Below are 16,090 nucleotides of genomic sequence, written 5' to 3' on the forward strand. Positions count from 1 at the left end.
GACATAGCCGAGCCCTGAGGAGGACACCATGACATCGATCGCCGCTGTGCAGATCGCCGCTCTCGGCTCGACCCCGGTGCGCCCGCTCCGCTAGAGCCACTTTCCGACACGCACGACCTCACCGGATGCCGGACTCCGAGAGTCCCTTGCTGCGTCCGCCCCCTTCAGCAACCGCTTCCCCATACGAAACTCGTCTGAGAGACATGTCTTCCTCGCCTTCATCGCAGAACGCCTCCTCCTCTTCCTCCCTCTCCACGCCGGCCGCACTGTGGCGCCTGAAGCCCTTCGTGAAGCCCGTCATCTGGCGGCTCGCCGGAGGCGCTGCCAGCGCGCTCGTCGCCGCCATCATCGCCCTGATGATTCCGATCGTGCTCGAGCAGATCATGCGCGGCCCGGTGCAGACCGGCGCGCTCGACGCCATCGCCTGGGGCGCGCTCGCGGTCTTCGGTCTCGCCCTCGGTGAGGCGCTGATGGTCTGGCTGCGTCGCCAGTTCGTGCTCAACCCCGCGACCCAGGTCGAGTACAAGATGCGCACCGAGCTCTACTCGCGGCTCCAGACGCTGCCGGTCTCGTTCCACGACCGCTGGCAGTCGGGTCAGCTGCTGAGCCGCATGATGCAGGATATCGGCCTGATCCGCCGCTGGCTGGCATTCGGTCTCGTGCTGCTCGTGGTCAACGTGCTGACGATCATCATCGGCTCGGTGCTGCTCTTCCGCTGGCACTGGTTGCTGGGCGTCATCTTCATCGTCACCGCCATCCCGCTGTGGATCCGCGGCTACCTCTTCGAGAAGCGTTACGGCGCGCTCACACGCCGCAGCCAGGACCAGGCAGGAGACCTCGCGACGAGCGTCGAGGAGAGTGTGCACGGCATCCGCGTGCTCAAGGCCTTCGGCCGGGGCAAGCACGCCCTCGGCCGCTTCAGCCGCCAGGCCGAGACGTTGCGCGAGACCGAGATGAGCAAGGCAGGCGCGATCGCGTCGATCTGGTTCTGGCTCGACCTCATGCCCCAGATCGCCTTCGGCCTCAGCCTGATGTCGGGCATCTGGCTGATCTCGCAGGGTGAGATCGACGAGGCGCAGCTGTTCGCGTTCTTCGCCATGGCCGTGGTGCTCCGGTGGCCCATCGAGTCGATCGGCTTCCTGTTCTCGTTCATGCTCGATGCGCGCACCGCGACCGATCGCGTGTTCGACATCTACTCCGAGACGAACTCCATCACCGACCCCGAGAACCCGGTGCACATCGCGGAGCCCCGCGGCGAGCTGGCCTTCGAGGCCGCGCACTTCCGGTACCAGGACGCAGGAGCGCATGAGCGCGACCTGCTCGACGGCATCGACCTCGTGCTGCGACCCGGCGAGACGATGGCGCTCGTCGGTCTGACCGGTAGCGGCAAGACCACGCTGACCACGCTGCCGACGCGTCTCTACGACGTCACCGGCGGGCGGGTTACGCTCGACGGCGTCGACGTGCGGGATCTGCCGCTCGCTGAACTGCGCCAGCACATCGCGATGGCCTTCGAAGACGCCACCCTGTTCTCGGCGACCGTTCGTGAGAACGTGCTGCTGGGGCGCGCCGACCTCGACGTGCACAGTGAGGAGGCCGAGCGTGTGCTGCGCGAGGCGCTCGACGTCGCTCAGGCGGCCTTCGTGGACTCGTTGCCCGAGGGTGTCGAGACCGTCATCGGCGAAGAGGGACTGAGCCTCTCGGGCGGACAGCGACAGCGTCTGGCGCTCGCCAGGGCCGTCGCCGCCAACCCGAAGGTGCTCGTGCTCGACGACCCGCTGTCGGCGCTCGACGTCGACACCGAGGCGCTCGTCGAAGAGGCCCTGCGACACGTGCTGGCCGACACCACGGCCATGATCGTGGCGCACCGGCCCTCGACCGTGGCACTCGCCGACCGCGTGGCGCTGCTCGAAGCCGGCCGGGTCACCGCCGTCGGAACCCACAGCGAACTGCTGAAGACGAGCCGTCACTACCGGCATGTCATCTCGAGCCTCGAGGCCGAGGAGGCGGCGCGTACCGGCGCGATCCCGATCATCCGCGATGAGCAGGCCGAGATCGACGCCACAGTTCAGGCTGGGATCCGCGAGGATGCCGCCGAAAAAGACATCATCACCGAGAAGGAGGTGCAGCGATGAGCTCCGCGATCACCGGAACCCAGGACGAAGACCGCTCCAGCTACACCAAGGAGGAGAGCCGCGCGATCCGGCGACGGTCGCTGCGCCTCCTCGGCTCACTCGTCCGCCCGTTGAAGCGGCGGGTCCTGCTCGCCGCAGTGGTGCTCGTGATCTCGACGGCGCTCCAGGTCGCCGGCCCGATCCTGATCAGCATCGGGCTCGACCGGGCCCTGCCCGCCGTGATCGAGCGCGCCGACTGGATGCCGACCTTCATGATCGGCGGGATCTACCTCCTCGCCGGTGCTGTCGCGGCGGCGATGATCGCCTGGTACGTCATCATCGCGGCCAAGCTCACTCAGGCGGTGCTGCTCGACCTCCGCAAGCGGATCTTCCTGCACACTCAGCGCCTCAGCCTGGAGTTCCACGAGTCGTACACGTCAGGTCGCATCATCTCGCGACAGACGAGCGACCTGGACTCGATCAAGGAGCTTCTCGACGGTGGGCTCAACGAGCTCGTATCCGGCGTGCTCTTCGGTCTGTTCACCTTCATCGCGCTGTGTATCTGGGACTGGCAGTCCGGTCTCATCCTGGCGATCGGTGGAATCCCGCTGTTCTTCCTGATGCGCTGGTTCTACTCGCGCTCGCAGCTCGTCTACCGAGAGTCGCGCGTGATCAGCGCGAAGGTGATCGTGCAGTTCGTCGAGACCATGACGGGCATCCGTGCCGTCAAGGCGTTCCGCAAGGAGCCGCGCAATGACGAGGCGTTCCAGAAGATCGCGGGGGAGTACCGCGACGTGAACCGACGCTCGATGCTGCTGTTCGGCACGTTCGAGCCCGGTCTGATGGGCGTCGCGGCTCTGGTGCTCGGCATCGTCGTGCTCTGGGGCGGCATCCGGGTGTCCGAGGGGGCACTCACCGTCGGCGTGCTGCTGTCGGCTGTGCTCTACGTGCGCAACTTCTTTGCTCCGATGCAGGAGATCGCGATGTTCCTGAACTCCTACCAGTCCGCCACGGCGGCGCTGGAGAAGGTGTCCGGCGTGCTCGAGGAGGTGCCGACGGTTCCGGATCCCGAGAAGCCGGTGGATCTGTGGGAGTCGCGAGGACACATCGAGTTCGATGAGGTGACGTTCGGCTACAACGGAGAGAAGACGATCCTGCCGAACTTCTCGCTCGACATCCCGGCGGGGCAGACCATTGCGCTGGTGGGCACCACCGGAGCGGGAAAGTCCACGCTCGCGAAGCTGATCTCCCGGTTCTACGACCCGTCGATCGGAACGGTGACCCTCGACGGGGTCGACCTGCGCAAGCTGCATCCGAAGGATCTCCGCCGCGCGATCGTGATGGTGACGCAGGAGGCGTATCTGTTCAGCGGAACCGTCGCCGACAACATCGCGCTCGGCAAGCCCGACGCCTCGCTCGACGAGATCCGTGCGGCTGCCCGCGCGGTCGGGGCGGACGAGTTCATCTCCTCGCTGCCCGACGGCTACGGCACCGACGTCAACAAACGCGGTGGTCGCGTGTCGGCAGGTCAGCGTCAGCTGATCTCGTTCGCCCGCGCGTTCCTCGCCGACCCTGCGGTGCTGATCCTCGACGAGGCCACCGCATCGCTCGACATCCCCTCGGAGCGTCTGATTCAGGACGCGCTGCAGACGCTGCTCAAGGACCGCACGGCGATCATCATCGCGCACCGTCTCTCGACGGTCGCGATCGCCGACCGGGTGCTGGTGATGGAGCACGGGAAGATCATCGAGGATGACACTCCCGAGGCGCTCATCAGCGGCACGGGCAAGTTCGCGCAGCTGCACGCCGCCTGGCAGCAGACGCTGGTGTGAACGAGCGCGATTCCTGAACACCGAGGCCACGACCGATCACCGGTCGTGGCCTCGGTGGTTCGCCGTGGAGACGGCGGAGCGGTGAGGCGCAGGCCTGGGTAGCATCGAAGTATGGATCCGTTGCTTCTCGCCGTCGAGTTGTGGTGGATCGCGCCCGTCGCGGCCGGAGGGGTCGCCGCCGGGGCGGTCGGGTTGCGTCGTCGCAGCACGAGGAGCGGCCGCAGGCTCGAGTACGACGCGGCTCGGCATGATCTCAAGGCTGCCCGGCAGGCGGCGGTCGAAAGACGGATGGCCGTCAAGCTCGCTCGGGCCGATGTCGTCCGCATCTCCGCGGAACGCAGTGCTCGGCGCGCGACCCAGGAACAGGTGGCCGGCGCCAAGCGGATGCTGCGCGCGAAGGAGAACGACGCCAAGGCCGCTGCCGCAGACGTCCGCGCGAAGCAGGTGCGCCTCAACGCCGCGCGCGCGGCCATCCCCGCAGCATCCGCACCCCGCCCCCTCGAGCGCCTCCAGGCGCAGCATGAAGCCATCGTGGTGCGCTGGATGAACTACGAGACCGATGCCGGCCTGCAGATCGCGTACCCGGCGATGACCGACGTCAGACAGCCCGCGACAGCGGCGTATCTCCGGGCGGCAGCGCGCGCCGTTGAGATGCGCCGCGCCGCCACCGGGCGGGTCAGTGCTGAGGACTTCGCCGCGTACCGCGACGCCGTCGCCGACCTCGAGCGCGCTTTCGAGGCTGCCGAGCACGCCGCGAGAGTGCAGGCGGGCGAGACGACGTCAGCATCGTCGAGTTGGCAGGACGCCGCGCACGACGTGTTCAGCCGCTCGGCGGAGGCGATCGATCGTGCCGCTGGTGCCGCCGCGTCGGCCATCGCAGCGTGGAACGAGCGCAAGCGGCCGGGCAAGCAGTGACCGCCGCCTCCGATGAGGAAGCGGCGGCCGGTGCTCCATCCGAAGGGTCAGGCCCCGATCGTGCGTGAGGCGATGAGCTCGCGATACCAGTGCCCCGAGTCCTTGACGGTGCGCTCGAGGGTGTCGAAGTCCACGCGCACGATGCCGAACCTCTTGGCATAGCCGTAGCCCCACTCGAAGTTGTCGAGCAGCGACCACACGAAGTAGCCGCGCAGATCGACGCCCCGCTGGATCGCACGATGCGCGGCGGTGAAGTGGCGTCGGAGGTAGTCGGTGCGCTCGGGATCCGGCACCGAGCCGTCGTCAGCGACCTCGTCATCGAACGCGGCACCGTTCTCGGTGACCATCAGCGGCTGGGCGGGGAACTGCTCCGACAGTGAGACGAGCAGCTCCTCGAGCCCTTCCGGTGCGATGTTCCACCCCATCGCCGTGTAGGGCCCCGGCTGCTCGACGAACTCGACCAGCTGATCGCTGCCCGGCCATGCGGTGCCTCCGGCCGTGCCCTTGTGCCCGTCGTTCTGCTGCTTCTCCGAGACCCCGTCCCAGAGCCGCACCGTCGCGGTGGAGTAGTAGTTCACTCCGAGCACATCGATCGGCTGATGGACGGTGGCGAGATCGCCGTCGTGCACGAACGACCAGTCCGTGACCGAGGCCGTGTCCTCGAGGAGATCCGCGGGGTACTCGCCGCGCAGCATCGGATGCGTGAACGCGCGATTCGCCAGAGCGTCGATCCGGCGCATGGCCTCGTCGGCTCCATCGCCGACGCCGCGCAGCACATGGAAGTTCAGCGTCACCGAGTAGTCGGGGTCGCCGGTCGACGTTGCGCGGAGTGCCTGGATCGCACGCCCGTGCGCGAGGTTCAGATGGTGCACGGCGGCCAGAGCGGACGCCGGCTCGTGTCGGCCCGGCGCGTGACCGCCCTGCCCGTATCCCAGATAGGCCGAGCACCAGGGCTCGTTGAGCGTGGTCCACGTGTGCACCCGGTCGCCGAGCGCCGCGCCCATGATCGACGCGTATCGCTCGAAGGCGTCGGTCGTCGACCGGGAGGTCCATCCGCCTGCGTCTTCGAGGTACTGGGGGAGGTCCCAGTGATAGAGGGTCGCCACCGGCTTGATGCCGCGCTCGAGCAGTCCATCGACGAGACGCGAGTAGAAGTCGATGCCCGCCTGGTTGATGCCGCCATCTGCCGTGGGCACGATCCGCGGCCAGGCGATCGAGAAACGGTACGCCTGGAGTCCGAGGTCCGACATCAGATGGAGGTCCTGGTCGACGCGGTGGTAGTGATCGCAGGCCACGTCGCCGGTGTCGCCATTCCACACCTTGCCCGGTGTCCTGCTGAACGTGTCCCAGATCGACGGCGTCCGGCCGTCCTCGTCGGCCGCACCCTCGATCTGGTACGAGGCTGTCGCCGATCCGAATGTGAAGCCCTCGGGCAGCACGAGTCCGGATCCGCGGTAGTCGTCGGCGGGGGAAAGAGTCACCGGGTCACCTCCGTCAGGTCGGCTTCGTAGATCTTCTCACGGCCGTCCGGGCTCGTCACGGTCACGGACGCCGAGCCCGATCCGCCGGGGAACACCCGCAGTCGCAGGCCATCGTGATAGTCGTAGTCCGGCCTGTCGGCGCGGGCGCCCCAGGGGAGCGCCGTGCCCGGTCGCACATACAGCGGAAGCGAGTCGAACGAGTGGGTCTCTCGGCGCCAGCCCCCGCCCGAGACTGTCTCGCCGCTCAGCAGCGACGTCCACTCGCCCTCCGGCAGGTAGAAGTCCACCGATCCGTCCTCCGAGAAGACGGGCGCGACGAGCAGGTCGGTGCCGAGCATGTACTGCCGGTCGAGGTAGCCTACGGCCGGGTCGTCGGGGAACTCCAGCTGCATCGGTCGCATCACGGGCAGACCTGTCCGTGATGCGATGATGCCCTGCTGATACAGGTACGGCATCAGCTGCATCTTGAGGTGCGTGAATCGCCTCGTCACCTCGACGGCCTCCTCGTCGAACGCCCACGGCACCCGGTACGAGCTCGATCCGTGGAAGCGCGAGTGCGAGCCGAGCAGGCCGAAGGCCGTCCAGCGCTTGAACACACCGGCATCCGGAGTGCCCTCGAACCCGCCGATGTCGTGGCTCCAGAAGGCGAAGCCGCTGAGCGCGAGCGAGAGCCCACCGCGCAGAGTCTCGGCCATCGACGCGTAGGTCGATGTGGAGTCACCACCCCAGTGCACCGGCATGCTCTGCCCTCCGGCGGTCGCCGAGCGCGCGAACAGCACGGCATCGTCGGCGCCTCGCGCCTCGACGAGCACATCGTGCACCGCTCGGTTGTAGAGATCGGTGTACAGGTTGTGCATGCGCTCGGGGTCGGAGCCGTCGGCCCAGACCACCTCGGTGGGGATGCGCTCGCCGAAGTCGGTCTTGAAGCAGTCCACGCCCTGCGCGATCAGGTCGCGGAGCTTCGCCTGGTACCAGGCGGTCGCATCCGGGTTGGTGAAGTCGACGAGTCCCATCCCCGCCTGCCAGAGATCCCACTGCCAGACCGATCCGTCGGGGCGCACTACGAGGTAGCCCTGCTCGGCCGCCTCACGGAAGAGGGGGGAGCGCTGCGCGATGTACGGGTTGATCCAGACGCAGACGCGCAGGTCCTTGTCGTGCAGTCTCGACAGCATGCCCTCGGGGTCGGGGAAAACCCGGGAATCCCAGACGAAGTCGGTCCAGTTGAACTCGCGCATCCAGAAGCAGTCGAAGTGGAACACCGACACCGGCAGCTCGCGCGCCGCCATCTCGTCGATGAACGAGTTGACGGTCTGCTCGTCGTAGTCGGTCGTGAAGCTCGTCGACAGCCAGAGCCCGTACGACCAGGCAGGAACAACCGGTGGTCGCCCGGTGAGCGCGGTGTAGCGTCCCAGCACATCCTTCGGCGTCGGACCCGCGACGACGAAGTACTCGAGCACCTCACCGGAGACCGAGAACTGCACGCGCTCGACCGATTCGGAACCGATCTCGTACGACACGTGGCCGGGGTCGTTCACGAGCACGCCGTAGCCGCGATTCGAGAGGTGGAACGGGATGCTCTTGTACGCCTGCTCGCTGGAGGTTCCGCCGTCGGCGTTCCAGATGTCGACCGACTGACCGTTCTTCACCAGCGGCCCGAAGCGCTCGCCGAGACCGTAGATCAGCTCGCCGACTGCGAGGTCGAGCTGCTCGTGCACGAAGACGGATCCGTTCGGGGTCGATCCGCCCTGTCGGGCATTGTCGACGATGCCGGCATCGACCTGCGCGTCCGGGGCGAGTCGCACGTATCCCTGGGCCTTGTGCCCGCTTCCGGTCACGCGTCTGCCGTCGACCTCGAATGCGAGGCCCCATGGCGCACCCGGCGTGATCCGCGCGACGAGCGAACCGGCGTCGATGACGCCGCCCGCCTCGGTGATCGACACGGATGCCTCCCCGGATCCTGCTCCGGGGAGGCCGAACCCCCCATGCCAGCGTCCGCCCTCGTGGTGCGCGATGCGCACGCGCACGATCCCTTCGGCGGGAGACGAGAGCGTGGTCGTCAGCACGGGCCGGTTCAGAGTGTCGCCGCGCTTGGCGATCACCATGGTGGGCGCTGTGATGACGATGCCCCGCCCGTCGGGGGTGTCGTGAGTCTCGGCGATGTCGTAGGCCTCCTGCGCATACAGCGCGGTGACCCCTGGACGCAGTTGCCAGAACCCGTCGGTGAACTTCATTACTTGACTGCTCCTGCCGTGATGCCGCGTGTGAGGGTGCGTTGGAAGATGAGGAAGAAGATGAGAGTGGGGATGATGCCGAGCAGCGCGGACGCGCTCGTGGTCGTGACGTCCATGAGCCGGTCGCCCTGCAGCACGCTGATCGCCACGGGGACCGTCTGATTCGCGTAGGATGCGAGGAAGGTCAGCGGGATCAGGAACTCGTTCCACGTCCAGATGAAGAAGAAGATCAGCAGCACCGACAGGGTCGGGCGGCTGATCGGGAAGACGATCCGCCAGAGGATCTGCCAGCGACTCGCACCGTCGATGGACGCCGCTTCGAGGATCTCCTTGGGGAACGTGCCGTAGACCGACGACAGGAGATACGTGCCGAAAGCCGCCTGGATGACCGTGAAGACGATGATCACCGACCACACGTTGTCGTACAGGCCGACGGACTTGAACATGTAGTACAGCGGGTAGAGCAGCGCCTCCTGAGGCAGCAGGTTGGCGAGCAGGAAGAGCAGCACGATCCAACTGCGCCCGCGGACGCGGCCGATGCCGATCGCGAAGGCGTTGAGCATCGAGATCCCGACGGCGAGCACCGAGACGATGCCGGCGATGAAGATGGAGTTCCAGACTTTCTCGGGAAAGTTCACGCGCTCCCAGAACTTGATGATCCCGCCGAAGTCCAGGGTCTCGGGGAAGGCGAGAGGGCCCGACGTCGCGTAGTCCACCGGTGACTTGAACGAGTTGACCAGCACGAGGTAGAACGGCGCGATGACCAGCAGCGCGCCGATCACGACGAGCGCGAGCATGAGCCAGTCGACGGGGCGCTTCTTGGTCATGCCGCCGCGCGGGCGGCTCTGGGCGGGCTTGCCGGTGACGATGGCGGTGGTGGCGTGCATCAGAGACCCGCCCTTTCCTTGCGCTCGAGGGAGTTCTGCACGCGGATGAAGATGATCGACACGATCACGACGACGATGGTCAGCACGGTCGCGATCGTCGCGCCGTAGCCCACGTTCCGCTTCGTGAAGAACTCCTGATAGGCGTAGTACGCGGGCACCAGGGTGGCACCCGCGGGGCCGCCGCGCGTGATGATGTACACGGGGCCGAAGACCTTGAGGGCGGCGATCGTGCAGGTGAGCGTCACGACGAAGATCTCCGGGCGGATGATGCTCATCGTGATCGCGGTGAATCGCTGGAACCAGTTCGCGCCGTCGAGCTCGGCGGCCTCGTACAGTTCGGGATCGACGCGCTGGAGCGCCGCCATGAAGACGACGACGGGGTAGCCGAGCTGCACCCACACCATGACGACCATCAGCACGATGAGGGCTGACGGCATCTGGCCGAGCCAGTCGTAGGCGGGGATGCCGAACCATCCGAGGATCTGGTTGAGCGCGCCGTCGCCACCCGGCCGGACGATCCAGCCGATCACGATGCCGGCGACGGCGATGGGCAGGATCTGCGGGAGGTAGTAGGTCGCGCGCAGGAAGCTGCCGACCTTGCCGCCGAACTTTCGACCGACCACGTCGAAGAGCAGGGCGGCGACGATCAGACCGACGATCGTCGGCACCACGACCATGGCGATGATCATCCACACCGAGTTCGTGAACGAGGTCCAGAAGTCGCTGTCGGTGAGGATCTTCTGCCAGTTCTCGAGGCCGATGAACTCGGGCGCGCGCACTCCCTTCCACTTGGTGAAGGTCAGATAGACGTTCCAGATCAGCGGGACGATGACGACGACGAGCAGAAGCACGAAGCCGGGGAGCAGATACAACCAGTAGGCCCCGGTCCCGCCGCTGCGCTGCGGGATCGACGGCTCTTCGGGCGGCAGTTTCGTGCGGCCCTCGCGTCGGGTGACGAGTGACATGTTCATCTCCAGGAGGATGCGGGGGAGACGCCGTGCAGTCGTCGCCCCCGCGGGCGGATCAACGGAATTCGGACGTGCCCTCGTCGTACTGCTCGCCGAGGTTCGTGTTGGTGGTCTCCGCATCCTGCGTGCCGGTGATCAGACCCTGGAGCTCCTGCACGATCACGTCGTAGAAGCCGGGCGCGGGCCAGTCCGGGTAGAACGCGAGCCCGTCGGCGTCGAGCACGCCGTTGAACGTCTCGATCAGTGCCGCGCTCTTCTCGTCGGTGATGTCGGCGGTGTCTGCCGCGACCGGGAGGCCGCCGTTGTTGCCGATGATCGCCTGGATCTCCGGACGCATCGTGATGTCGATGAACTCGTAGGCGAGCTCCTTGTTCGCCGCGTTCTCGGGGACGACCCAGAGGTTGCCGGATGAGCCGAGCGAGAGGTCGGCGCCCGGGAACGCGGTCATCGTCCAGTCGAAGCCGGTCGCCTCGGAGACGAAGCGACCGAACCACCAGGAACCCGACACGAAGATGGGCGAGGTGCCGTTGATGAACGAGACACCGGCGTCTTCAGCCTTGACCGAGGAGACGTCCGAGGCGATGTAGCCCTTGTCGATGTAGTCCTTGAGCGTCTCGGACGCTGCGGTGACCTCCGGGCCCTGCCAGTCGACCTCGCCGTCGTACAGCTGGTAGGAGTCGACGAAGCCGCGGTCGCCTTCGAGCAGCGCGAGCTGGTACCAGAGCTGTCCGAGCGGATACTCGGCGCCGGCCTCGGCGAGCGGGGTGACGCCCTGCGCGACGAACGCGTCGAGGACGTCGACGAACTCGTCGTACGTGGTGGGGATCTCGAGCCCCGCCGCGGCGAACGCATCCTGGTTGTAGTAGACGCCCACGAACTCGCCGTAGTTCGGGACACCGAACCAGGTGTCGCCGCCCATGACGCCGTCGTCGGAGTACTTCGCGGTGGTCTGGAGCGAGGGAGCGAGCTTCTCGTCCCATCCGTACTCCTCGACGGCGTCGGAGATGTCCGAGATGAGCCCTGTGGAGGCGAGGAACCCGGCGGTCGCGTTGCCCTTGTTGAATTCCATGAGGTCGGGCGCGGCGTCGGTGTCGAGCACCTGGCTGGCCGTCTTCTGGATCTGCTCGAAGGACTTCTCCTCGAACTCGACCGTGGCCCCGGTCTCCTCTTCGAAGATCGCGATCGCCTCGGCCCAGGCCTTGCCCATGGCGCTGTCCGCGCCTTCGTAATGCCAGAGCTTGAGGGTGTCTCCGTCGCCGCCCTCGTCTGCCGAACCGGCGGTGCAGCCGCTCAGCGCGATGCCTGTCGCGGTGAGCGCGGCGAGAGCCGCCAGCGTCTTCGTCCTGCGTGTGGTGCGTGCCATCGTCGGCACTCCTTTCTCAGTGGCCCTGGGGCCGGACACTTCAGTGGGTCGGGTGTTCAGTTGTGATGAGGTAGTCGTCGAAGCGTTTCGACAACGGTGATGCGGCTAGGTTCTCCGCGGGCGGTCACTCCCGAGCGGGAGCGACCGATCCGGCGAGGTGGTACTCGGGCGGGATGAGATGGATCTGGGCGGGCATGCCCGCATCTTCGAGGCGCCGCACGGCGAGATCGACGGCGAGCTCGCACGACTTCTGGGGCACGAGCGGGATCGTGTCGATCGGAACGGCTAGTGAGGAGGTGTCGAACGATGCTGCGGCCGAGATCACCGACACGTCCTCGCCCACCGTCAGTCCGTGGGCGGCGATCGTCTCGAGGAGGGTCTCATGCACGTCGCCGACGGCATGCACGATGAATGCACGGACGCCCCGGCTCAGCGCCAGCTCAGCTGCGGCGCGTACTGCCGAGGCATCGGTCGTCGTGACGCCGGTCGTCGCCCAGTCGAGGTCGACTCGCCGCTGGGCGGCCCGGTCCTGCACGCCGAGGAGCAGTCGTCGGGGGAAGTTCGACTTGCGGTACGAGACCTCGGTCTGCCCGAGCAGCGTGACCGCGGTGTGCCCGGCATCGGCCAGGCGATCCACGGCGAGGTGCCCTGCGCCTTCGAAGTCGAGGTCGACGCAGGTCAGACCGTGCGCGTCGTCCGGGATCCCGATGAAGACGGTCGGGGAGCGTAGGGATCGGGCGATCTCGGCTCGCTCGTCGTCCGGCGCGACGTCGAGCACGAGGATGGCGTCGACCAGGTTGCTCGCGGCGACGCGGTTCATCCCCTCGGATGCCTGCTCGTCGGTCAGCAGCAGGATGTCGTAGCCACGGCGACGGGCGGCGACGGCTGTCGCGAGCACGAAGGCCATGTGCGTGGGGGCATGCGTGTCGGCGCGAAGGGGCTCGGTGAGTCCGAAGATCTGGGTACGGCGGCCGGCCAGCATCCGCGCTCCGGCGTCGGGCTCGTAGCCGAGCGTCTGCACCGCGTCCTCGATGCGCCGACGTGTCTTCTCCGAGACCGGACGCTTGCCGCTGAGCGCATAGGAGACCGTGCTGATCGACACTCCGGCAGCCTCGGCCACCTCGTGAATCGTCGTCATCAGGACTCCATCGTCGCTATCGGTTCATCGTCGAAGCGTTTCGCTCGTGCTTCCGAAAGCGATGATAGGCAGAGCCGGACGCCGCGCGCAACCCTTTTGTGGCCAACCGCAACAAATTCGTGTCCAAAGTCCGGGAGCGGTCCCATCGCATCACCGGACAGGGCGACGGGGCCTCGATGGGGGAGGGGATTCGAGACCCCGCCGCCGGTCTACGAAGTGATGCGGATCTGGGCGATGACCTCTGAGTACTCGGTCTCGCCGACAGGGGTGAACCCGACGCGCAGGAAGAACGCCTCGGGGCCGTCTTCTCCGGCCTCGTAGATGACGTTGACGTGATCGAAGCCGCGGGCACGGGCCTCTTCGATCAGGCTCTCGACCGCGAAGCGGCCGACGCCCTTGCCCTGGCCCTCGGCGTCGACGTTGATGCGCCACAGCACCGAGCGGAAGTGCTCCTCCGGAGCTTCGGCGTCGAAGTTCGCGCTGACGAACCCGACGACCTGGTCGTCCTCGAGGACGACCCGCTGCCAGGAGGTCTGCGGGTTGATGACCGTCGCCGCGATGCCGTAGGACACCGGAGCGAGGAACTGCTCCTGTCCGGGCTTGAGCGACAGGTTGTTCACGGCGACGATCGTCGCAGCGGAGAGTTCCACCATGCGCAGTTCGGACATAGTCACAGGCTAGCCCCTCCCAAGGGTCCCGTGCAGAAACCTCGACTTTCGTCAGGGGTGCCCCACCGCGGAATGCCGGAAGTCGATGTCAGCGCCTCCTCGCGGCGAACGTGCGCCGGGAGCGCCTCAGGTATCTTGGTATCGAGACAAATATGCCCTCGCGAACGGAGAACCTCCTGGTGACCGACGACGCCATCATCTACACCTACACGGACGAGGCTCCGGCTCTCGCCACCGCCTCCTTCCTGCCGATCATCAAGGCCTACACGGGACAGGCGGGCATCGAGGTCGAGACCCGCGACATCTCGCTCGGCGGACGCATCCTCGCCGCATTCCCGCAGAAGCTCGCGCCCGAGCAGCAGGTCGGCGACTCGCTCGCCGAACTCGGCGGACTCGCGACGCTCCCTGAGGCGAACATCATCAAGCTCCCGAACATCTCGGCCTCGATCCCGCAGCTCAAGGGCGCGATCGCCGAGCTGCAGTCCCAGGGGTACGACATCCCCGACTTCCCGGACGAGCCGACCTCCCTCGAGGAGAAGGACGTCCGTGCACGCTACGACCGCATCAAGGGCTCCGCGGTCAACCCCGTGCTGCGCGAGGGAAACAGCGACCGTCGAGCGCCTCTGGCCGTCAAGAACTACGCCAAGAAGCACCCGCACCGCAACAAGCCGTTCGCGGAGGGTTCGAAGACCCGCGTCGCGACGCTCGGTCACGATGACTTCAAGCACAACGAGCGCTCCTGGGTCGCCGCCCATGACGACGTCCTGAGCTTCCGTCACACCGCCGCTGACGGCACGGTGACGATCCTCAAGGAGGGGCTGAAGGTTCTCCCGCGCGAGATCATCGACGCCACGTTCCTCTCGGCCGCGCACCTCGACGCATTCCTCGCCGAGACGATGGAGACGGCGAAGAACGACGACATCCTCTACTCGGTGCACCTCAAGGCCACGATGATGAAGGTCAGCGACCCGATCATCTTCGGCCACGTCGTGCGGGTGTTCTTCAAGGACGTGTTCGCTCAGTACGGTGACAAGCTCGCCGAGGCGGGCCTCAACCCGAACGACGGTCTCGGGTCGATCCTCTCGGGTCTCGGCGCCATCGCCGGCGGCGAAGAGATCGCCGCAGCCTTCGACCGCGCGCTCGCCGAGGGCCCGCGCGTCTCGTACGTGAACTCCGACAAGGGCATCACGAACCTGCACGTGCCCAGCGACGTGATCGTCGACGCCTCCATGCCCGCGCTCGTCCGCAACGGCGGCAAGCTGTGGGGCGAGGACGGCGGCGAGGCCGACACGCTCGCGGTCATCCCCGACTCGTCGTACGCGAGCGTCTACCAGGCCGTCATCGACGACGTGATCGCGAACGGCCCGCTCGACCCCGCCACGATCGGCACCGTGCCGAACGTGGGGCTCATGGCCCAGGCGGCCGAGGAGTACGGCAGCCACGACAAGACCTTCGAGATCGCCGCTCCCGGCACGGTCCAGGTGCTCGACAGCGAGGGCACCGTGCTGATCGAGCACGAGGTCGGCGCCGGCGACATCTGGCGCGCGACGCAGACCAAGCACATCCCGGTCATGGACTGGGTCAAGCTCGCGGTCACGCGTGCTCGTGCGTCGGGAGTGCCTGCGGTGTTCTGGCTCGATGCCAACCGCTCGCATGACGCGCAGATCATCGCCAAGGTGCACCAGGGTCTCGCGACGCTCGACACCAAGGGGCTCACGATCACGATCCTCGCCCCCGAAGAGGCCACCCGCTACACGCTCGCGCGCATGCGTCACGGCCTCGACACCATCTCGGTGACCGGAAACGTGCTGCGTGACTACCTCACCGACCTGTTCCCGATCCTCGAGGTCGGCACCAGCGCCAAGATGCTGTCGATCGTCCCGCTGCTCGCCGGCGGCGGGCTGTTCGAGACCGGTGCCGGCGGCTCTGCGCCCAAGCACGTGCAGCAGCTCGTGGAGGAGAACTACCTGCGCTGGGATTCGCTGGGCGAATTCTTCGCGCTGGCCGCATCGCTCGAGCACTTCGCCGACCGCACGGGCAACGAGAAGGCCCGCGTCCTCGCGGAGACGCTGGATGCCGCGACCGGGACCTTCCTCGAAGAAGACCGCTCTCCTGGTCGCGCTCTCGGCACGATCGACAACCGCGGTAGCCACTTCTACCTGGGCCTGTACTGGGCGCAGGAGCTCGCGGCGCAGACGAAGGACCCCGAGCTCGCGGCGTCGTTCGCGCCGATCGCCGCCACGCTCTCGGAGAACGAGGAGAAGATCGTCTCCGAGCTCAACGCCGTGCAGGGCAAGCCTGTCGAGATCGGCGGATACTACCGCCCGGACGACGCACTGGTCGAAGCCGTCATGCGCCCGTCCACGACGCTGAACGGCATCGTCGACGCACTGAGCTGACACGGATCGAAGAAAGGAGGGGCCGGATGCGCGAGCATCCGGCCCCTCCTTCGTCGTTCTCCGCGAGCCCGGAAGGCCGTGTCCTTCCGAGTCG

Annotated in this window: 11 protein-coding genes; 4 read left to right on the top strand and 7 right to left on the bottom strand. The window is 67.0% G+C overall.

The features are described from left to right. Positions 1-203 precede the first annotated feature (203 nt). The 3 genes from FIV50_RS04730 (at position 204) to FIV50_RS04740 (ending at position 4,861) form a co-directional block, all read left to right on the top strand. Positions 204-2,135: an ABC transporter ATP-binding protein gene (locus tag FIV50_RS04730; protein WP_140036429.1), complete on the top strand. Its 1,932-nt coding sequence runs from the start codon at positions 204-206 to the stop codon at positions 2,133-2,135. After that, on the top strand, positions 2,132-3,946 hold the full coding sequence (locus FIV50_RS04735) for an ABC transporter ATP-binding protein (protein ID WP_140036430.1): 1,815 nt from the start codon (positions 2,132-2,134) through the stop codon (positions 3,944-3,946). Before FIV50_RS04730 ends, FIV50_RS04735 begins: the two co-directional genes overlap by 4 nt. A 111-nt stretch (positions 3,947-4,057) precedes the next feature. Continuing rightward, a complete protein-coding gene (locus tag FIV50_RS04740; RefSeq protein WP_140036431.1) occupies positions 4,058-4,861 on the top strand; it encodes a hypothetical protein in 804 nt (267 codons plus the stop codon). A gap of 47 nt (positions 4,862-4,908) precedes the next feature. Here FIV50_RS04740 and FIV50_RS04745 read toward each other — a convergent pair whose 3' ends face one another. The 7 genes from FIV50_RS04745 to FIV50_RS04775 form a co-directional block, all read right to left on the bottom strand. After that, on the bottom strand, positions 4,909-6,342 hold the full coding sequence (locus tag FIV50_RS04745) for a GH1 family beta-glucosidase (protein ID WP_140036432.1): 1,434 nt from the start codon (positions 6,340-6,342) through the stop codon (positions 4,909-4,911). Continuing rightward, positions 6,339-8,573, bottom strand: coding sequence for an alpha-xylosidase (yicI, locus tag FIV50_RS04750; protein WP_140036433.1), 2,235 nt, complete (start codon positions 8,571-8,573; stop codon positions 6,339-6,341). Before yicI ends, FIV50_RS04745 begins: the two co-directional genes overlap by 4 nt. Further along, the gene (locus FIV50_RS04755) at positions 8,573-9,460 is read right to left on the bottom strand and encodes a carbohydrate ABC transporter permease (protein ID WP_140036434.1); all 888 of its coding nucleotides are present in this window, start codon (positions 9,458-9,460) and stop codon (positions 8,573-8,575) included. Before FIV50_RS04755 ends, yicI begins: the two co-directional genes overlap by 1 nt. Then, complete coding sequence (locus FIV50_RS04760) at positions 9,460-10,425, bottom strand: carbohydrate ABC transporter permease (RefSeq protein ID WP_140038630.1); 966 nt, start codon at positions 10,423-10,425, stop codon at positions 9,460-9,462. The genes FIV50_RS04755 and FIV50_RS04760 overlap by 1 nt, the downstream gene beginning before the upstream one ends. Positions 10,426-10,483: 58 nt before the next feature. Then, positions 10,484-11,791 (bottom strand): ABC transporter substrate-binding protein, encoded by a 1,308-nt coding sequence (locus tag FIV50_RS04765; RefSeq protein ID WP_140036435.1) that lies wholly within the window; start codon positions 11,789-11,791, stop codon positions 10,484-10,486. 124 nt (positions 11,792-11,915) lie between these two features. Beyond that, positions 11,916-12,929 carry a LacI family DNA-binding transcriptional regulator gene (locus FIV50_RS04770; protein WP_140036436.1) on the bottom strand — a complete coding sequence of 338 codons (1,014 nt, stop codon included), beginning with the start codon at positions 12,927-12,929 and terminating at the stop codon, positions 11,916-11,918. A 209-nt stretch (positions 12,930-13,138) separates the two neighbouring features. Then, positions 13,139-13,597 carry a GNAT family N-acetyltransferase gene (locus tag FIV50_RS04775; RefSeq protein ID WP_140036437.1) on the bottom strand — a complete coding sequence of 153 codons (459 nt, stop codon included), beginning with the start codon at positions 13,595-13,597 and terminating at the stop codon, positions 13,139-13,141. A gap of 179 nt (positions 13,598-13,776) precedes the next feature. Between FIV50_RS04775 and FIV50_RS04780 the strand changes: the two genes are divergently transcribed. Continuing rightward, positions 13,777-15,996 carry an NADP-dependent isocitrate dehydrogenase gene (locus FIV50_RS04780; protein ID WP_140038631.1) on the top strand — a complete coding sequence of 740 codons (2,220 nt, stop codon included), beginning with the start codon at positions 13,777-13,779 and terminating at the stop codon, positions 15,994-15,996. Positions 15,997-16,090: the final 94 nt, after the last annotated feature.

Source organism: Microbacterium foliorum (assembly GCF_006385575.1).
In the GTDB taxonomy this organism is placed as follows: domain Bacteria; phylum Actinomycetota; class Actinomycetes; order Actinomycetales; family Microbacteriaceae; genus Microbacterium; species Microbacterium foliorum_B.